Raw genomic sequence first — 18,837 nt, 5'->3', positions numbered from 1 at the left:
GCGCAATAGTTAAATTAACTATCAACCTACAATATGGCGATCGCTACCCTGCCGGCTTTATCTAAAATCTAAAAACTGTTGCGTTATAGTTAAATTAATTATCAATTCAAATCAAACCATACCGTTTCTTTCTAACAATGCACTTAATAATTCTTACCCAGACCAGAATTTTACTGATAGCTGTTATCTTTTATTAAGCAGGTAAACAAAATAAATTACACATTTTAGGAGTTGAAATCCTTACTTTGTAAAGATTGGTTGTGTAAATAATTCTGTGTAGGTGCTTAAGTTTAACTTGATGGAGAAATAGCACCACTAAATGAACTGCAAAAAATAATCCAAAAATCACGGTATAATTTTGATTTGCCGTCACAAAAAATTAGCAATAAATCTGCTGAATCAACTCCTAAGAACTAATTTTTTTTAATAACTCCCTAATACAAAATAAACATGAAACCAGATATCCAGACAATCCTCAAAATTCTCTCCTTCAAAGGTCATCATCAATATGGTCAAGAACCTATTAGTCAACTAGAACACGCCCTCCAATGTGCCACTTTAGCAGAACTAGCAAGAGCTAGTAATGAACTAATTGTAGCTTCCTTATTTCATGACTTCGGACATCTAATTCACGACCTAGGAGAGGATGCAGCAAACAAAGGTATTGACGATCATCATGAATATCGTAGTATAAAGTATTTAAAACATTTAGAGATTGTTTGTAAAGGAAATATAAAAAGGAGATAGGGAACAGGGAACAGGGAACAGGGAACAGGGAACAGGGAATAGGGAATAGGGAATAGGGAATAAGGAGGAAGAAATCAAGACAAATATTTGTCGCTTAAAAATCTAGGAATATATGTACTGAATACTTCTCTACCTACCAAATTTCAATCTCTTGAAGTATTACCGCTTTTAGATTTTAGTCACTCGCATGTTCTCTTAATACTTATTTTACAAACAGTCTCTTATTTGGAGAAGCTGTAACAGAACCAATTCGCCTTCATGTTGAAGCTAAACGTTATCTTTGTGCAACAAAACCTAACTATTTTGCAACTTTATCACCAGCTTCTAAAAGAAGTTTAAAATTACAAGGTGGAGTATTTTCTAATGATGCTGCAGCGGAATTTATTCAGCAACCCTATGCAGAAGATGCAGTACAATTAAGAACTTGGGATGATCAAGCTAAAATTGTTGACATGAAAACCCCTGATTTAAAATACTTTACTCAAATAATTTATCAAACTATGATTGTTAGTAATATTGGCAATATTATGAATAATAAATTTTGCTTAAATTGATTAGGAAATTTCCGATTTTATTCCCTCTGGTTTTAGCGAGAGGTACTGATAATTTATAACTGACAATAAAAGCTAAGTAGTTAGACAAAATTATTTGTATATTTACGATTAAGTTATGTTTTGATTTTTTCTTTGCTCTTTGGGTAATCTTTATCAAACTATAATGTATAGTTGATTTTGTCTAGCTACTTAGTATAGAGTTTATTAAGTTAATGAGGTACATTTTTTTTTCTTCTTTTCTATTTCTACTGAACCAGAATTACTACTCCTTACTGCCTAAAAAAAATGAATAATTTCCCAAAAATCACCCATATTATCTACGACCTAGACGGTTTACTTCTAGATACAGAATCAATTCATGCTCAAGTCAACCAAGAAGTTACAAGTCGTTACGGCAAAATTTTCGACAAACATACTAAATGTAAAATTACTGGCAGAAAATCTATTGATTCTGCCAGAAAAATTGTAGAACTATTAGAACTACCTGTCACTCCCGAAAATTATCTTCAACAAAGAAATACTCTCACATATCAACGTTTTCCTCAAGCAAAACCAATGCCAGGTGCACTTCGCCTAACCCAACATTTATATCAAAATAAAATTCCTCAAGCTGTAGCTACCAGTTCTTCACGCGAACCATTTAATTTAAAAACAAAAAATCATCAAGAATGGTTTCAAATATTTGATTATATTGTTGTTGGAGATGACCCCAATCTCAAATGTGGAAAACCAGCGCCAGATATTTTCTTAATAGCTGCTGAAAGATTAGATGTTTCCCCAGCAAAATGTTTAGTATTTGAAGATTCTTTAGCAGGAATGGAAGCTGCTTTATCTGCAGGAATGTCCGTCATTGTTGTACCCGATCCTGACATGGATAAAAACTTATTTCATTCTGCCCATCAAATTCTCAATTCCCTTACAGAATTTCAACCGCACTTGTGGCAACTACCATCATTTTTATAGGTATAACTTATCAAATATATATTTTTAAAATAATGATAGTATATGTGAAAAATAGTTTTTTATTTATACAAACCAACTAAAATAATCATGGTATTTGCTAAACCTATTCGTTTTGTTTACTCTACATTCGGCTTAACTCTGACGATTATGACAGCTTTCACACTTTTACAACAACCAATTAATGCTCAATCTGAGGAGACTGTAGAATCAGAAAACTCTTCTCCTATTCCAGTTCAGCCAATACAACCCACCCAACCTGAAAATGCTCGTCCTTTAGATCCACAAAATAGTCTATTAAGTCTTCAGGGGGGAAAACGTTTAATGAACGAAGCTGACAATGCCATTGCTTCAGAGAATTATGATTTAGCTAACCAGAAACTACAAGAAGCTCGTCAAATATTTAATCAACTTTCTAATTTCCATACTCAATTAGCTGCTAGTTTTTCTGGTATTGATAATCGTTTAGCGGATGACCAAAGGACTAAAGCCCTGAATACTGCCCAAATGAGAGACCAAGCTACTTATCAGTTAGCCCTTGTCCACCGAGCGCAAAATCAACCCGAACTAGCAGTACCATTACTGGTTCAAATTATTAGCTCTCAGCAACCAACTCGCGATTTGGGAAAAAAAGCTTATCAGCAGTTACTAGAGTTAGGGTTTGTGGACATTCCCTATCCTAGATCCTCTGGAGATGACCAACCTCCTGCCTCACCCCAGTCTCTTAAGTGACATCCTCTCCGGCTGTTAGGGGCGGAGATTACCTACCGAGCCGTAGCTCAAGGACGGGTTGACATTTCATCAGATGCTGCTAAGCAATGAGTTAGTCTCACGCTTTCCTCCGCGTCCGCGCGCGAGTTTCCGTTTCGCGGAGCGACTTGAATTGCGCAGCTGCTTCGGAGGAGGCTTGCCCCCCGGCAACTAATTAAAGATCATAGCATATTTTCTGCTACAAAAATCTTAGCAAAAGTCCCCCTTTCAGGGCTATTCATTACCCACATATTTCTTAATATAAAATTTGACAAAATTGACAAGTTATGAATTAAGTCTGACTTCGGCTTTTTTCGGAGATAAATGTATGAAAAAATACATTTTTTTGTGATAATTTAAGTAGTTTTATTTAGCTACTATGATTCTTTCTCCTTTCTCCCCTGCTCCCTTCTCCCCCTCTCCCCACAAGCTTTTCAGGAGTTATGGGTAATGGATAGCTTTCAGGGGGAGGCTTCAGACCCAATTATCCGGTGACATCTTCCCGACGCTGACCTCTACAAGTTACAACGCAGGCTTCCAACATCGCTGTTATATATTGCTGCCCTGTGCCACTTATCCAAGCATAATAGCCCCGATAGCCCGACTTGACAGCCAATTTCTTTCCCCCAGAGTCCCTGGGTACTAAGTTGCTCATGGCCTCAGTTACAAATTTCCTGTGCTGAAGCTATGTCTCTATCTACTGATACCAATTCACTTTAAAGATGTGACAAATAGTTTCAAACTTTAAATGTCAAATAATTGCCTCAAACCTTTCTCTTGTCAAAGTTTTTAGCCTATCCAATCTAACTTCTCAATTCAGAATTCGCCCATTCATAATTCTGTGAAATGGTATGAGTATTTGCATTTAAGACAGCTATGCCATCTATCGGATAGTTCCTTTCTGACCTCAATTCCCCAGTTTGGAGAAATTTGGGAAGTGCCTTTGTGGTCTACTTGAGCAACATATACTCCCCGTTGTTTCCCAACATAAGACAAAATAGTCCTAAACTTTCCCAAACCTGCATCACTCGAAGCAATCCAATCCCTAAGTTCCCATCGGATAGTTCCTTTCTGACCTCAATTCCCCAGTTTGGAGAAATTTGGGAAGTGCCTTTGTGGTCTACTTGAGCAACATATACTCCCCGTTGTTTCCCAACATAAGACAAAATAGTCCTAAACTTTCCCAAACCTGCATCACTCGAAGCAATCCAATCCCTAAGTTCCCGAAGAGCATAGTTATAAACATTATGAAAAGTTTCGAGCCATTCATTCAATAACTCCACCTGTTTTTCGTCGGGATAAATTTGATAAGTGTAGTTGAGGGCGATCGTAGCTGGGATAATACCACAACACGCAATTGCAGTAAATGCTGATTTTATCCGGTCAACCCTTGTCAAATCAGCTTGGGGGAGTCCATGTATCCCGAGGTCAAATCGTAGATTATGGCGCGGGACTCAGAGCTGCCCCCCAAACCCCCTCAAATAGTTAAAATGTACAATGTAAGTATTTTCCCAGGGGAAGAATTATGAATCTAGAGCAAGTTGAGTTAATGATTAAAGCTAAGTTGCCAGATGCTCAGGTACAAGTCCAAGATTTAACAGGAGGTGGCGACCACCTAGAAGCCATTGTTGTTTCCTCTGAGTTTGAGGGAAAAACTCTCGTGAAACAACATCAAATGGTTTACGCTGCCGTACAAGAACCTATGGCTTCTGAAGCTATCCATGCTTTAGCTTTGAAAACCTATACTCCTGAAGAGTGGAAAGCAACAGGGCAAACTGCTTAATTTGTGCTTTTGGGTTACAAGGCGAACAGGATTATTTGGCTACATCAGTCATAATTAATTAATTCTCATAATTTGGCCTAAAACATCAGGCAAATTAATAGTATCTATAATCAAAAAGCGATCAACTATCACTTAAGCATATCAACCATACATTAGGGTTGAAAACTGTTAACCGTAAACTGTAGAAAACTTGATAGAATAGTAGAAAAGCAAAAACCAAGCTTCAAAACTTAACGGCTTGACAACCTGAACAAAACTCGCATCTAGTAGGATACCTGTGACAAGGTGACTGGGTACATCCACCAGTGTTAAATTTCCTGAAAATAGCGGAGTAGAGTAGCAAAGCAGTCAAATCGATTAATTTCAAATTTTGTTAGATATAGGGCGAGTTGTGCCCGATTTTTAGCCTGTGGACAGAGTGTTGCTGACAGTTCTGGTTAAAGCAGGAAACTAACTCTCTATTCTTGAGAGTAGTTAAAGTAGAACCAATTTTCTACAGTTTCGTACAACGGTTAGCTAAATGGTGAATATTGAAAGCTTTTATCTCAATGTTGGTTGAAGACCCGCGCTCTCCCGTAGGGGAGCTCAGAGATGGGAAAACCAATCAATGTTGCGAGTTTACATAGTCAAGAATCACAAGTTAGCCTGGGCAATAAGTGATGCTAACTGGTCTGAATTAGTTAGCCAATTAGAATACAAAGCAGAATGGTACGGCCGGGAACTAATCAAGATTGATAGATATTTCCCCAGTTCCAAGCGTTGTTCTAACTTTGGGTATGTAGTAGAGAAATTACCTCTACATATTAGGGAGTGGGATTGTCCTGAGTGCACAGCTCACCACGACCGCGACATCAACGCAAGTATAAATATCTTGGCTGCCGGGCAGGCAGTGTCAGTCTGTGGAGGGACTGTAAGACCAGAAGGGAGTAAGTCCCGGAAGGCAAATGCTATGAAGCAGAAAGCCCCTATTAGTGATATTAGGGAATCCCGCCCTGTCTCCTGAGAGCAGCGTCGGGAGGATGTCAAGACCATCTACTAAGGAAATAAACATGACTCTAGCTCCAGAATTAAAAGCAAAAATCGATGACTTAGTTACTAAAAATAAAATTATGATTTTTATGAAGGGTAATAAGTTGATGCCTCAGTGTGGTTTCTCTAATAATGTGGTTCAAATATTGAATATTTTAGGAGTGAACTATGAAACTTTCGATGTATTAGAAGATCCAGAAATTCGTCAAGGCATTAAGGAATATTCTAATTGGCCTACAATTCCCCAGGTTTATGTCGATGGAGAATTCCTTGGAGGCTCTGATGTGATGATTGAAATGTACAATAACAAAAAAGAAGAGCTAGAGCAAAAGCTAGCAGTTGCTTCAGCTTCCTAGAAATCTCAACTTTTTTAAAACGATAAAAAATGAAGGGTATGTCATAATGCCCTTCATTTTTTATGTCTACTATTATAGTTACTTATGGCTTGCTGATTAATTCTCAAAGCATTTACAGGTAAAGACTTGAGCCTTTTTAGATGCCAAAAAAGTGTTAGGTTTTCAACTCTTCACGCTCAAAAAGGAGCGCATTTTGGGCAAACTTTAAAGACAGAAAAATTAGGGGACAATGCTTACTCCTACCTCCTCTAAATTCCCCATTTCTCCTGACTCGGTCCTCATGACTCCTGACTCCTACTTCTACCACTCATACTTTCCATACGCAAACCCTACTTAGATTTTTGACATCCTCCCCGGTTGTCAGGCATGGGGTTGATACGGAGATATAGCTCCTTGGCGGGTTGAGGTTTTATTGGCTGCTGCTTTTCATGTCACCCAGCGAAACTTGACGCCAGTCTGACGCTTGCCTCCAAGTCCGTTTTTTCTATCGGACTGCTCGACTGCGACAAGAATACTATAGCTTATGTATCCTACTTAATCAATCAAAAAGCCGCCCTACCAGGGCGAGGCTTTAAACCAAATTTTTCGGTAATTTAATAGTAATCTACTTCTGCTTGAGTTTGTAATGGCATTTCAAAATTTGAAGGGTCATATATGTAGCGAGTCGTTTCTTCCTCCAGTCTATTAATTAAAAATGGTTCGATCGCCTTAGAGATTCTCAAGGATGCTAGGTAACCATCTAAATAGATACGCATCTCCTCATAGCGATAACCACGATTCCACATTTCGACGAGGGCGTCGGTTAGTTTTTGATAGTGGCGGATTGTTAGAGCGTCAGTTAACATTGCCTTTGTCTTCTCTGGATTAATGGTTATATTTTTTATTGGAACCTACTTTTAGGTTAATGTTATTTTCTTTTTAATGCAACTTGTACTGTTTGTTTTTGAGATTAGTCTGAACCAACTATTAAGTTGGTATTACAAATTACAAAAACACTTATACATGGGCATTTTTTATACTACTGATGTTTAACTACTTCTATTTTAAAACAATTTCCGGAAGCTTTTCAAATCTATAGTAGAGTTAGAAATAGATTTATTCACAGTATGTCTCCTATCTACAATATATTTCTTATATTTTCCGTTAATCTTAGCCAAAAATCTCAAAATATCGATTTGAAAAAAATCTAAAATATGTGATAGAATAATGATTCTATGTGAAATAATAATTGGCACAAACTTTGCTACAAATTGATCGTACTAAACACTCAGGAGTCATAATTCAGAAGGTAATACTTCTCAACATTTAGTTATAAATTTTATAAACGTTGACTATTTGTTTTTTGTTCTTACTGAAGCTATTTTAGTTTCTTAGTGACCAACTTGAGGGTTAATTTTCTCTCTAAATAGAGATGATGCGTAAAATCTTTAAATCACTCAAGCTTATTAGTAACATTATTTGATCAAATTGAAATAAAATTTAGAAAAATCTCTTTACCAAGAGGTATGGTCAGTTTCCTCAAGAAGTCTTTCTACACAGAATTTTTAGGTTAGAGTAACAGATGTTACAAAAATACAACAATAATTTATGTTAGGTTAGTATTAAGTAATTATAAAGGAAGGTATATAGGAAGTTATTTAAGTGGGAGATGCTTGTATTTTAATTATAGAAGGGAATCCCCATCTGCGTTCCCTAATTGGTTGGCATTTGCAGCAATCAAAGCATTTAGTATATCAGTCAGCAAATGTCGAGCATGCAAAAAAATTAATATACACTCATTGCCCAAGTCTCGTGATTCTCGAAACCGATCTACCAGATGGAAATAGTCTAGAATTTTGCCAGTGGCTTCAGCAACAGCAACAGTGCTTAATTTTAATGCTATCCTCACGCACAACTGAAGCAGATATTGTAGCAGGATTAAAGTCAGGAGCAGATGACTATCTTACAAAGCCTTTTGGTATGCAAGAGTTTATGGCAAGGGTAGAAGCACTACTACGTCGTCGCAGAACTATTAGTTGTACTCCACCCATTAGTTTAGATTATGGTGATTTGATTATTGATTTGGTACACCGTAGAGTTATCTTAAATGGTAATCTGATAGATCTAACTCCACAAGAATTTAATCTTCTTTATGTGCTAGCTCAAGCACAAGGAATGCCCCTTACTCGTTCAGAATTACTACACAGAGGATGGCCAGATTCTATAGATAATCCTCGTACTATAGATACTCATGTACTATCCCTGCGGAAAAAAATTGAAATTGACCCCCGCCAACCCAGTCTAATTCAGACAGTTAGAAATGTCGGTTATAGATTTAATCGAGAAATCTTAACTATGGGTCAATGGAATAATAATTATCAAAAAAGTTACAAACAACCTCAAGAAGTTGCGCCAGCTTAACTAGTTATCAGCTTTTAGTATTTCCATACTGGAATGCTTCGCAAACAGATAGTCTCCTGTGGAGGAACTTCTTTAACAGCTTTTTGTCGCTCTGGTTAAGATACTAGGCAACTGTTGCAGCAGATGGTTTAGGAGGGGTTGAAATATCCTTCGTTCATGTATAGCAGGGAACAGGGAACAGTTGGAAAAACATTTCCTAGTCTCAGATTTACAGCCTATTCCATTTAAGTGTAGTACAGTGATTTTAGTATATTTGATTAAAGACATGAAAACTTTATTCAATACTTCAAAAACTATTTAAAAATTTAGTGCCACTGTACCTCATAAACCTGGAATCCGCTGTATCATCAGTAATTGTCATCTCCAATTTTTTCTTAGCTATCAAAAAAAGGCGTTCGTGAATCGAGCTATGAAATCTAAGGAGTGTGTTATAAGAAACCGGGTTTGTTGCAGACAGATGTCATTCATTAATTGATAATGGATAATGGATAATTACCTCTCATTCTTACAGATTGGATTGACACGGAGCGTGAAAATTTTTTCTGATCAAGGGGAGATTGGAGACCAGCATATAGAGGGTCGCTTGGGGTCTGACATTAAAATGCACCTCTCTACTACTGTTACCCTATATTTTCCTCTCTCCTTTCCTTTTTAGCACTACCAAAATTTTTTCGTTGTCACTGGGTAGATCCTAATGGCTTTACTCCCTTTAGAGTTATCCTTTTACTAGGAATTGTTTTTAATCCGCGCGAGGTTTTCATCTTGGCAAAAGTAGCGAATTTTTTCACCTTTTCCAAATAGTTCATAAAGTTGTGGGAGGAAAGTCCGTTCTGTAGCAAAAACTCAGTTAGAAACCAATACGGTTTAGATCAAAGCAAAACTCATAAGGTATGAAATTATTAAAGTAGCTAGGGTTTGCTGAAAAAGTCTTTTTAAAGAGTAGAGGAGTAGGGTAGCAGGGAGGTGGGGGAGCAGGGAAATAGAGAGTAGTTAGGAAAAAGGGAGAATTATAGAGGAGTTGCTAGGAAGAATTGTGCCTTTATTTTTATGCAATTATTTTGCCTTTTATACTAACTTTTTCAAATTCTTATACTCATGCACCAGGCACTTTTTTCAGGCTAAAAAAGGATTTAGCTTTTATCTATCAATAGTTTCAGATTTAATCAGCAAACCCTAGCTATTAAGATTACACAACTGCAAAAAAACCTTAATTGAATTGTATTGAGCTATTAGACCGATCTACTTCCCTTCTGCCTTCTGCTTTTTTCCTTTTTCCTTCTTCCTTGTTCCTTCTTATTTTAACTTTTGCTTTTTGGATTCTGACTTGCGCTTAACACTTTACCTGCCAATTCAGATACACGACCCTTTTCAGTTTGAAACTGCCATTGACCTACTAAATTCAGAGTACCCTCCAAAAATTGACTGCGACATAACCGACGCTGAATCTTACCACTGGTAGTTTTTGAAATACTACCAGTCTTCAACAAATTAATAGAATAAACTTCCACTGTATGTTCCTCAGCAACTCCTTGGCGAATAGCTCCCACTATTTCCTCAACATTCAACTTCCGTAAATAACTACGCTCCACTTCCTGAACAATTATTAAACGTTCATCATCTTCTGCCTCTACAGAAAAAGCCGCCCCACAACCAGACCTCAAAGCTGGATGACATCTTTCCACGGTCAACTCAATATCTTGAGGATAACGATACCGACCCCACAAAATCATTACATCTTTAATTCGACCAGTAATAAATAATTCCCCATCCTGTAAAAATCCTAAATCTCCCGTCCGTAAAAAAGGTCCCTTATCTGCTAAAAAAGCATTAAAAGTTCGTTCCGTTTCCGAGCGTTGCTTCCAATAACCCTTACCCACACCAGCACCCGATACCCAAATTTCTCCTACTTCTCCGTCTGAACGTCTAGTCAAAGATTCTGGATCGACTATTACAATTTCATCACCCAACCAACCCCAACCACAACTAACCACCGCCCTACTTTTCTCTCCACCAACCAAAACTCGATTTTCTGCTAAAGCTTCACCATCTACATATTTAATAACTGGAGCTTTTGTTTTTGTTCCCCCACTAATAAATAGAGTAGTTTCTGCCATTCCATAACAAGGATAAAAAGCTTCTTGCCGAAATCCACAAGGTGCAAAAGTCTTGGCAAATCTTTCTAAAGTTGCAGCTCGTACAGGTTCAGCTCCAGAAAATGCGACGCTCCAACTACTTAAGTCTAAATTTTTTAGTTGTTCTGGGGTTACTTGACGAGAAACTAAGTCATAAGCAAAGTTGGGTCCGCCACTGGTTGTTGCTTTGTATTGAGAAATAGCTTCTAACCAACGTATGGGTTTTTGAATTAGAGCTACGGGTGACATGAGGGTGACTGGAAAACCTCCATAGAGAGGTTGTATTACTCCGCCTATTAATCCCATGTCGTGGAACATGGGTAGCCAAATTACGCCTTGACTTTCCGGGGAATGTTCAAAAGACTGATAAATAATTTCTGAATTATGTAGGATGTTGCCATGAGTTACCATTACTCCTTTTGGTTTGCCTGTGGAACCAGAGGTGTATTGGAAAAAGGCGAGGGTGTCTGGATCTATTTTTGGTTCTCTCCATTTGGGTGCTTCAGAGAATAAAATTTTATCTGTTGCTATCCAGGGTAAATGCTTGAGTTTAGGAGCTAAGTCTGGATTTTTGGCTAATTTTTCTTGAATTTCCCGTAAAAAAGATTCTGTGGTGAGAATGGCTTTTGGTTCGGAGGATTCGACTCTTTCTTGGAGTTTGGCTATAGCGTCGGTGTTGAGGGGAGGGTTACTCGTGACGGCGATCGCTCCTGCACAGATACAACCAAAGAAACTGGCGATAAATTCTAGTCCGGCAGTGTAGGGATAAACGACTAATATTCGGTCTCCTGGAGTGATGAATGATTGGAGGTGGGCAGCGATCGCTCGGACTTGGGTATTTAGTTGTTGATAGGTTAAGCTACCAGACTCGGTTTTTCCATCGGGCAAAAATTTATAGGCAATTTGGTCGGGAAGATTTTGGGAGCGATGGTTTAGGATATCTAGTATGGTTGAGTATTTAGCCATTTGAGGATTTTTTCAATTCTATTGGTAAGTTTTTAATGATTACCATATAGTTGTAGTTAGGTCAAACCACTGTTAGAGGAAGTTAGAAAAATTAGATCGTCATCCCTAAATGAAAATGAAGCGATCGCTGGTTTAAAGAATGGAATTATAGGTATTTCGGGCTTTAAAATTTTATTAGGCAATAAAATAGCTATAGATTATACATTAAATAATAGTATCACAGAATTTGGAAAGAAGGCTGAAAGCATTGAAACTATGTTGACTAGTTTAGATATTTTTGGCGATGTTTTGTCATAAGTTGCTGACAATCTTTTAAATTTTCTATCAAAGAAGCTGAGATTGATAATTAAAAGTTTTGATAAGAGAATTGAAGCACAAAAACCACAAGTTTGAGTTTTCAACTCATAAAATTGTGTGGTGGGAAATGTAGATGTATCTCGGAAGCTGATAGCTGATGGCTGACTGCTGAATGCTTACAAAATTCGAGATGTTCAAGAAGCACAAAAGAAACCAAACTATTCTTAAGTCATAAGTGCGGTGAGTTATACCAATTACCAAAAGTAATGCTATACTTAGATGACACTTCAGTTATAAAATAATTAACATCGGTAAAATAACTTATTCCCTAATTATTAGCTAGTTAATGTTAATTATTATTATGTTTACTTCTCTCCCCCACTCCCCCACTCCCTTACTACCCTACTCAAGAAAGTGTAGAAAAGTTTTTGAGAAATGGTATTACAGCTAAAAATTTTGGCAAATTATCTATTTTTTGAAATAAAGCGCCTCAGGCACTCTACTGATTTTTCAACTTTTTTAGAGTCGGAAGCGTGAAATGTAATCCACCATCTATCGGCAAAAAGAAACCAAACTATTCTTAAGTTATAAGTGCGGTGAGTTACGGCTAAAAATTTTGGCAAATTATCTATTTTTTGAAATAAAGCGCCTCAGGCACTCTACTGATTTTTCAACTTTTGTAAACCGGGAAGTCGCAAATGTAATCCACCATTTCACAAATAAGCAATACAGAACTAATACTATTTCTCTGTAACAATGCGCTTAATAATTCTTACCCAGGCCTGAAATTTACTCATAGTTGTTATCTTTTATTAAGCGCAACTTCATGGAGAAATGGTATTAGTCAATATCTTTCAGAAAATTGCAATGATCGAGAAAAGTTTAGTCAAGCATTATAACTATTAATGAGTCGGAAAACGGAAAATTTTAAGTATCCTCCACCATCCTTATCCCCCGTACCAGACCAGGTATTGTTGTTGTTAAAAGCGATCGTTTGTAACGATGAATATAGCCTAGTCTAATTGACACTCTCCGCTAATCGCGAGACGGGGATTCTTAAGCAGTCCAAAATCGAACTCTTAAAGGCGTTGTCAATGCGCCTCTACTTAGTTGGCTCAAATTAATATAGACAGCGCTTGGTTGAGGGCTAATTAAATATATATGCTTGTTTTTCTCATCATCAAATCTTTCCATCCATCAGGGCAAACGCATCTTATTTTGAAGTTCTGACAGGGCAAGGATGTCAAGCTTGTGAGCATTTATACTCATTAATTCTCTGAAGCTTAACGGCAGAAGGCTCCAGAATTTAGATGCGTTTGCCCTGTTCCATCCATCACTCCTTAGTGGAAAACCAGCAACATTTTCATTCTGTGAAGCTCCAGAAAAAAATAGAAGGATTTTCAGTTCTGGAGAGTACAAAGTTCTTCTAAAAAACGATTTGCTTATCTGACTGAAAGTCTTACTGGAAAGGGCTTACAGCACCTACAGGTATGAATGGATAGTTTCTAAGCTTGAGTTGCTGAAAGCCTTAGCTAGCAATAGTTATTCAAAGAACTTCGCACTGTCTAGTTTCAGTTGCATCCCCACAAAAATTCTGATATCATAAAAACTATGTGGGGTTGTTCGCCCATATACATGATTTTTTATTCAACTAAAAATAGTTTCTCAGCAATAGAACTCCGTTCCGCTTTGCTACGCACATGAAACGCGAACGCTCAGGTTGTAGAAAAGAAAATAAATCGTGAAACGGTATAATTCCTGAGCTTCAGATTCAGCTTTCTTGCCTTCTTGCTTAATTTATGAAAATTGCCATTATTACCTCTGGATTTTTACCCGTATTAGATGGAGTAACCGTCAGTGGTTATTACCGAGTTCAAAAACTAAGTCAATTCGGACATCAAGTGTTATTATTTTGTCCTGACTATAGTCCGCTAGCTAATTTATATCCAAATTGGAAAGATTATACAGGTAATATTTTTCCTGGAATTCAAGTCATTAATTTACCTAGTACACCATTTCTAGATTTTGAAAGAAATGTAGGATTTAACACTTATAAAATAGTCCGGCGAGAATTAGAAAAATTTCAGCCAGAAATTATTCATGTAGATGAACCAGAAAGATTATTTTTTGCTTTTTTTCGTTTGGCTGGCATAAAATTTGCTCAACAAAATAAAATTCCCTGCGTTTGTACCTTCCGAACTAACTTTTTAGAATATTTTGAAGATTTTTTACCTTTGCCAAAAGGGATTAACTTGATGTTGCAGTTAATCTTTGAAAAAAGTTTTGTCTCTATTTACAATCAATATGATTTAACCCTAGTTTCTAGCAGTGTTACCTATCAAAAAATTGTGAATATGGGTATCAAGAATGTTAAGTATACCAATTTTCATGGTTTTGACGTGGAAAAATTTCAGTCAGCAAGAATAACAGCTAATTTTTGGGAATCAAATTATCAAATCCCTAATTTAGCTAACAAAGTAAAAATAGTATTTTTAGGTAGACTAACGGAAGATAAGGGTTGGAAATTTACCTTAGATGCTTTTGTGAAACTTCAGCAATTAGTAAATCTAGAAAATGTTGCCATAATCATTGTTGGTGATGGTCCGATGCGCGATGAAATATCAAACAGATTAGCTACAGTAACAAATAAAGTTTATCTATTAGGTAGAATACCTCCTGAGAATGTACCTAATATTTTGAAAAATAGCGATTTTCATGTCACAGCTTCAGAAAAAGAAACCAGAGGTTTAACTGTATTAGAAGCGTTTGCCGCAGGTATTCCAGTAGTTGCTCCTCAAGCAGGAGGAGTCACAGAGAATATTCAAGATGGTTGGAATGGTTTATTATTTACTCCAGGAAATCAGGAAAGTTTTTGTAAGAAATTGAAGCTTTTAATTGAAGATAGTAATTTACGAAAAGAAATGGGTATTAAAGCCAGAGAAGTTATTGTCAAATATAGTTGGGATAATGCAGTAGCTAACTTAGTTAAAATTTGGCAAGAACAAATTATACTCAAAACTTAATTCCTTATTCCCTTAAAAAAAAATAAATGACAAATAATTGTGTATTTGCTGATTCCTTATTCGCTGCTTTCTGTGATTTTATCTAATACTATTTTGAAAAAAGAATGTTACGAATAATAATGGCGCTCATGCATACTTTACTGAATAATTAATAATTAATAATTAATAATTAATAATTAATAATTAAATAATTCACCCTTTAAAGCCTCCCCTTTCAAGGGAAAAAAGCGGTCGTTTGCGGAGAATTCCGTAGGATGGGATGGCGAGGTCTCCCGCTCTTGCAGAGCCGCTGCCTCTTTCAGAGGAGCTTCGCTAACGCTAACGCCATATCCAATCACCAATCCGAGAAAAGTGCTAGGATCTTTCCTTATATTCAATTCTGTTACGGTTAAAACCCGAGGTAATTATCCATTATCCATTAATGAAAGGAGATGTTCCTTTGACTAATAAGATAAGTTATGAATTGATAAATAGTATAGAAGCTATTCATTCTGACTCCTGACTCCTGACTCCTAAAAAGTCCCCTAGCTATTTGTAGTAAATATTTATCAATTTTATCTAATTTTTTTGTGTAGTTTGCAACAATATTTCTTAGGTTCCTTTCAGGAATAGCATTGGAGAAAATATTTGATAAAAATAAATTATAAAAATATTAAGACAATCTAATCTTTGAGTCATTTCCAGAAGATACAGTTACAGTAAATAGAGATACTTTTAGGTAAATAACCAAAACCAACCGAGGATTTTCGGTTATTAATTTTATGTAAACATTTAACTAGTTGGCATTTTTTGCGGAATGCTACGCAAACAGCTTTTGAAAGAATCAAGAAATAACTAAGGTTAGGTGATGACCTTTTTCTTTCCTGCGGAATGCTGCACAAACATAAGTTTTAATTCTCGTTGGAGACTAATTTATCCTTCCTGTGATAATGAGTTAATAACTTATAGCTGATGGTTGAATTTTTTACAATTTTATAGTGACTAATTTAACAGGGTAAATTTACTAAATAACTACTAGAAAATTAATTCGATATGGGAAAAATGAAATTGTTTAATAGCCATAGCATTTCTCAATAAGTTCAAGAGACAAAACAAAACTATTAGAGCTTAATATATACCTGGATTAATACATACTGAGTATTTTAAAATCACCATACTCAAGTTATAATATAATAAGTATTATTAAGCAAACTCAATAAATGCCATTCGACTCTATTTTGATTCATCTAGCAACTCAAAGTTATGCAAACATTCGTATTTATATGGTTGGGTCAAGTTTTTTCTCTATTAGGTTCTAGTCTGAGTGAATTTGCTCTAGCAGTATGGGTATATCAAACAACAGGTTCAATTACCCATTATGCTTTATTGTCTTTATTCATTCATCTACCTAGTATCTTTATTTCACCATTTGCTGGTGCAATGGTAGATCGCTGGAGTCGTCGTCGGGTAATGATTGTCAGTGACTCAATTACTGGGGTAACAGCATTAGGAATAATGTTCCTAGTCTTCTCTGGACAATTGCAAGTTTGGCATATCTATGTAGCAGTGGGTATTAGTTCGGTCTGTAACGCTTTTCAATGGCCAGCTTATATATCTGCAATCTCTCAACTTGTACCTCCGCAACACTTGAGTCGGGCGAATGGCATGGTACAAGGAGCAATAGCAACAGCAAGAATTCTTGGGCCAAGTATAGCTGGATTATTGATAATCAAAATTCACCTTCACGGCATATTATTAATAGACTTTAGTACCTATCTACTAGCATTTTTCACTCTGTTAATTGTTAAATTCCCAAGAAGGCAGCAGACAAATATTAGACGGAGAGTAAGTGTTGAAGAGTTATGGCAGGAAGTTGTTTCAGGGTGGAATTATGTAGTAGTCCGTTCTGGTTTGCGCAAGTTGACAATATTCTTTGGAGTTATCTATTTAAGTGCAGGGGTATTGCAAGTTTTATTCTTGCCAATGATTTTAAGTTTTGCCTCGGAAAAAGAATTAGGAATAGTCATGTCTTTTAGTGGCATTGGAATGTTATTAGGCAGTGTCATAGTAAGTTTATGGGGATGTTCTAAACGAAGAATAGAAGCTATTTTAGTTTTTGTATTTATCCAGGGATTATGTCTATGTCTGGGAGGATTAAAACCTGCTGTAATTTTAGCTGCAATTGGCGGTTTTGGTTATTTATTTTCCAGGGCAATTGTTGTTAGCTTGAATCATACTATTTGGCAGAAAAAAGTACCTCAAAATTTACAAGGGCGAGTTTTTGCTTTGCAGAATATGATGGAAAAGTTTTTGTTAGTAACTACCCATCTAAGTGCAGCGCCTTTAGTAGAGTTTATGTTTAAACCTTTGATGAGTGAAAATGGAATGTTGGCCAGTAGTGTGGGCAAAATAATCGGAGTAGGAGATGGCAGAGGAATAGCTTTGTTATTTGTATTGATGGGTTTATTGAATATGGGAGCAGTATTAGTTGCTTATCGTACTCCAGAGTTGCGACGGGTAGAGAGAGAATTAAATGATGCTGATAGCTTTCAAGTAAATAAAACTGAGACTGATAATACTGAACAAACTGTATTGATGTAGTTCATTAATGGATAATGGATAATGAATAATGGATAATTACCTCTTTAACAATGGATAATGGATAATGGATAATGAAAACTTTCTCTAATTATCAATTATCAATGTTATCGAGAACAAGAATCTGTAATCAGAATTATTTCTGCCCACAAAGCAACTAAAAAAGAAAGTCAAATGTATGGAGGATAAAACTATGAAACCAGAATATGACCTAACTAAAATGAAAAGTCGTCCTAATCCTTATGCCAAAAAACTCAAGCAACAAGTAAGTTGATCTTTAGAGATTGAAGTAATAGAATATTTTGAGAAAAAAGCACAATAAAAAGGAATTTCCTATCAACAATTAATTGATTTATGCCTTCAAGATTGTGTAAATAGCCAACGTGAACTATATTTTTGAAATATACAAATATTTGCTCGTAGTATTGCTCTCAGCCCGAAACCAATAATTGGGGCTAGAGCTTTACTACGAACCTAATTTTTCAACTCCTCCAATACCTCGGAAGTAATCGGATTTTCTCCCTTTTTCAAAGTCTCTATCTACGAATATTTGCTCGTAGTATTGCTCTCAGCCCGAAACCAATAATTGGGGCTAGAGCTTTACTACGAACCTAATTTTTCAACTCCTCCAATACCTCGGAAGTAATCGGATTTTCTCCCTTTTTCAAAGTCTCTATCCAACCTTCAACTTTTACCTTTTCCTCCTCATCTCCCATCGAATCTACATATACTTGAAAATTCTCAATCGCCCCCTGATAATCCCCAGTTAATGCCTTCGCTAAACCATAAATACGCCGAATTACACCATTATCAGGACTCAATTTAACTGCATTTTCACAGGCAAACATCACATCTTGAACCTGATTATTTAAGCTGCAAAAATAACATAATTCTCTCCAATCATTAGCAGCTATTTCTATATCAGAATCTAATTTTTGTGCTGCATCATAAAGACTAATTGCCTCTTCTATTTTTCCCTTTTTTGCTAAATTTTTCCCCTCTTCTACTTTGCCAATAGCAACAAACTTATTCGCCACAACTTCCGGGTCTTTTTCTATAGTTTCTGTATCAGGATAGAGGTCAATTTCCGGTTCCAATTCTTGGGTGTGTTTTAAGATAGAAATTGCTGTTTTTATATCTTCTTTTTCTCCTGTTTTGGTAAGTTTTTTAGCCTCTGCAATTAAACTACGATGAACCGGAAGTTCCTCACAAGTTTTCTGATATTTCTCCAATATCTGGCACAAATTATGTATGGCTGAAGTG

The 18,837-nt window shown here is 36.3% G+C and carries 15 protein-coding genes; 9 read left to right on the top strand and 6 right to left on the bottom strand.

The features are described from left to right. Positions 1 to 450 precede the first annotated feature (450 nt). The 3 genes from ACP6PM_RS32000 (at position 451) to ACP6PM_RS31990 (ending at position 2,993) form a co-directional block, all read left to right on the top strand. The gene (locus ACP6PM_RS32000) at positions 451 to 747 is read left to right on the top strand and encodes an HD domain-containing protein (RefSeq protein WP_426590900.1); all 297 of its coding nucleotides are present in this window, start codon (positions 451 to 453) and stop codon (positions 745 to 747) included. An 839-nt stretch (positions 748 to 1,586) separates the two neighbouring features. Continuing rightward, the gene (locus ACP6PM_RS31995) at positions 1,587 to 2,264 is read left to right on the top strand and encodes an HAD-IA family hydrolase (protein ID WP_426590899.1); all 678 of its coding nucleotides are present in this window, start codon (positions 1,587 to 1,589) and stop codon (positions 2,262 to 2,264) included. 87 nt (positions 2,265 to 2,351) lie between these two features. Continuing rightward, entirely contained in the window at positions 2,352 to 2,993 is a 642-nt protein-coding gene (locus ACP6PM_RS31990) for a tetratricopeptide repeat protein (RefSeq protein ID WP_426590898.1), read from the top strand. 502 nt (positions 2,994 to 3,495) lie between these two features. Here ACP6PM_RS31990 and ACP6PM_RS31985 read toward each other — a convergent pair. The 3 genes from ACP6PM_RS31985 to ACP6PM_RS31975 form a co-directional block, all read right to left on the bottom strand. Further along, positions 3,496 to 3,666: a hypothetical protein gene (locus ACP6PM_RS31985; RefSeq protein WP_426590897.1), complete on the bottom strand. Its 171-nt coding sequence runs from the start codon at positions 3,664 to 3,666 to the stop codon at positions 3,496 to 3,498. A 176-nt stretch (positions 3,667 to 3,842) separates the two neighbouring features. After that, positions 3,843 to 4,007: a zinc ribbon domain-containing protein gene (locus tag ACP6PM_RS31980; RefSeq protein ID WP_426590896.1), complete on the bottom strand. Its 165-nt coding sequence runs from the start codon at positions 4,005 to 4,007 to the stop codon at positions 3,843 to 3,845. After that, complete coding sequence (locus ACP6PM_RS31975; protein WP_426590895.1) at positions 3,962 to 4,408, bottom strand: helix-turn-helix domain-containing protein; 447 nt, start codon at positions 4,406 to 4,408, stop codon at positions 3,962 to 3,964. Before ACP6PM_RS31975 ends, ACP6PM_RS31980 begins: the two co-directional genes overlap by 46 nt. A gap of 125 nt (positions 4,409 to 4,533) precedes the next feature. Between ACP6PM_RS31975 and ACP6PM_RS31970 the strand changes: the two genes are divergently transcribed. The 3 genes from ACP6PM_RS31970 (at position 4,534) to grxD (ending at position 6,179) form a co-directional block, all read left to right on the top strand. Then, positions 4,534 to 4,794, top strand: coding sequence for a BolA family protein (locus ACP6PM_RS31970; protein WP_293108563.1), 261 nt, complete (start codon positions 4,534 to 4,536; stop codon positions 4,792 to 4,794). Between the two features lie 607 nt (positions 4,795 to 5,401). Beyond that, positions 5,402 to 5,797 (top strand): RNA-guided endonuclease TnpB family protein, encoded by a 396-nt coding sequence (locus ACP6PM_RS31965; RefSeq protein WP_426590894.1) that lies wholly within the window; start codon positions 5,402 to 5,404, stop codon positions 5,795 to 5,797. Between the two features lie 46 nt (positions 5,798 to 5,843). Then, the gene (gene grxD, locus ACP6PM_RS31960; RefSeq protein WP_426590893.1) at positions 5,844 to 6,179 is read left to right on the top strand and encodes a Grx4 family monothiol glutaredoxin; all 336 of its coding nucleotides are present in this window, start codon (positions 5,844 to 5,846) and stop codon (positions 6,177 to 6,179) included. 593 nt (positions 6,180 to 6,772) lie between these two features. Here the strand turns inward: grxD and ACP6PM_RS31955 are convergent. Beyond that, positions 6,773 to 7,024 (bottom strand): DUF6761 family protein, encoded by a 252-nt coding sequence (locus tag ACP6PM_RS31955; protein WP_426542362.1) that lies wholly within the window; start codon positions 7,022 to 7,024, stop codon positions 6,773 to 6,775. Positions 7,025 to 7,820: 796 nt separating this feature from the next. On the opposite strand from ACP6PM_RS31955, the gene ACP6PM_RS31950 reads away from it, so the two are divergent. After that, positions 7,821 to 8,579 (top strand): response regulator transcription factor, encoded by a 759-nt coding sequence (locus ACP6PM_RS31950; protein ID WP_426590892.1) that lies wholly within the window; start codon positions 7,821 to 7,823, stop codon positions 8,577 to 8,579. Positions 8,580 to 9,877: 1,298 nt separating this feature from the next. On the opposite strand, the gene ACP6PM_RS31945 is transcribed toward ACP6PM_RS31950, so the two are convergent. Further along, positions 9,878 to 11,677: a fatty acyl-AMP ligase gene (locus ACP6PM_RS31945; RefSeq protein WP_426590891.1), complete on the bottom strand. Its 1,800-nt coding sequence runs from the start codon at positions 11,675 to 11,677 to the stop codon at positions 9,878 to 9,880. A 2,096-nt stretch (positions 11,678 to 13,773) separates the two neighbouring features. On the opposite strand from ACP6PM_RS31945, the gene ACP6PM_RS31940 reads away from it, so the two are divergent. Further along, positions 13,774 to 14,997 (top strand): glycosyltransferase, encoded by a 1,224-nt coding sequence (locus ACP6PM_RS31940; protein ID WP_426590890.1) that lies wholly within the window; start codon positions 13,774 to 13,776, stop codon positions 14,995 to 14,997. A gap of 1,242 nt (positions 14,998 to 16,239) precedes the next feature. Beyond that, on the top strand, positions 16,240 to 17,577 hold the full coding sequence (locus ACP6PM_RS31935; RefSeq protein ID WP_426590889.1) for an MFS transporter: 1,338 nt from the start codon (positions 16,240 to 16,242) through the stop codon (positions 17,575 to 17,577). Between the two features lie 608 nt (positions 17,578 to 18,185). Here ACP6PM_RS31935 and ACP6PM_RS31930 read toward each other — a convergent pair. Beyond that, positions 18,186 to 18,818 (bottom strand): tetratricopeptide repeat protein, encoded by a 633-nt coding sequence (locus tag ACP6PM_RS31930; protein ID WP_426590888.1) that lies wholly within the window; start codon positions 18,816 to 18,818, stop codon positions 18,186 to 18,188. Positions 18,819 to 18,837: the final 19 nt, after the last annotated feature.

The sequence above is a fragment of the Dapis brunnea BLCC-M229 genome, assembly GCF_050015995.1.
In the GTDB taxonomy this organism is placed as follows: domain Bacteria; phylum Cyanobacteriota; class Cyanobacteriia; order Cyanobacteriales; family Microcoleaceae; genus Trichodesmium.
This window is presented reverse-complemented; position numbering and strand designations above follow the sequence as displayed.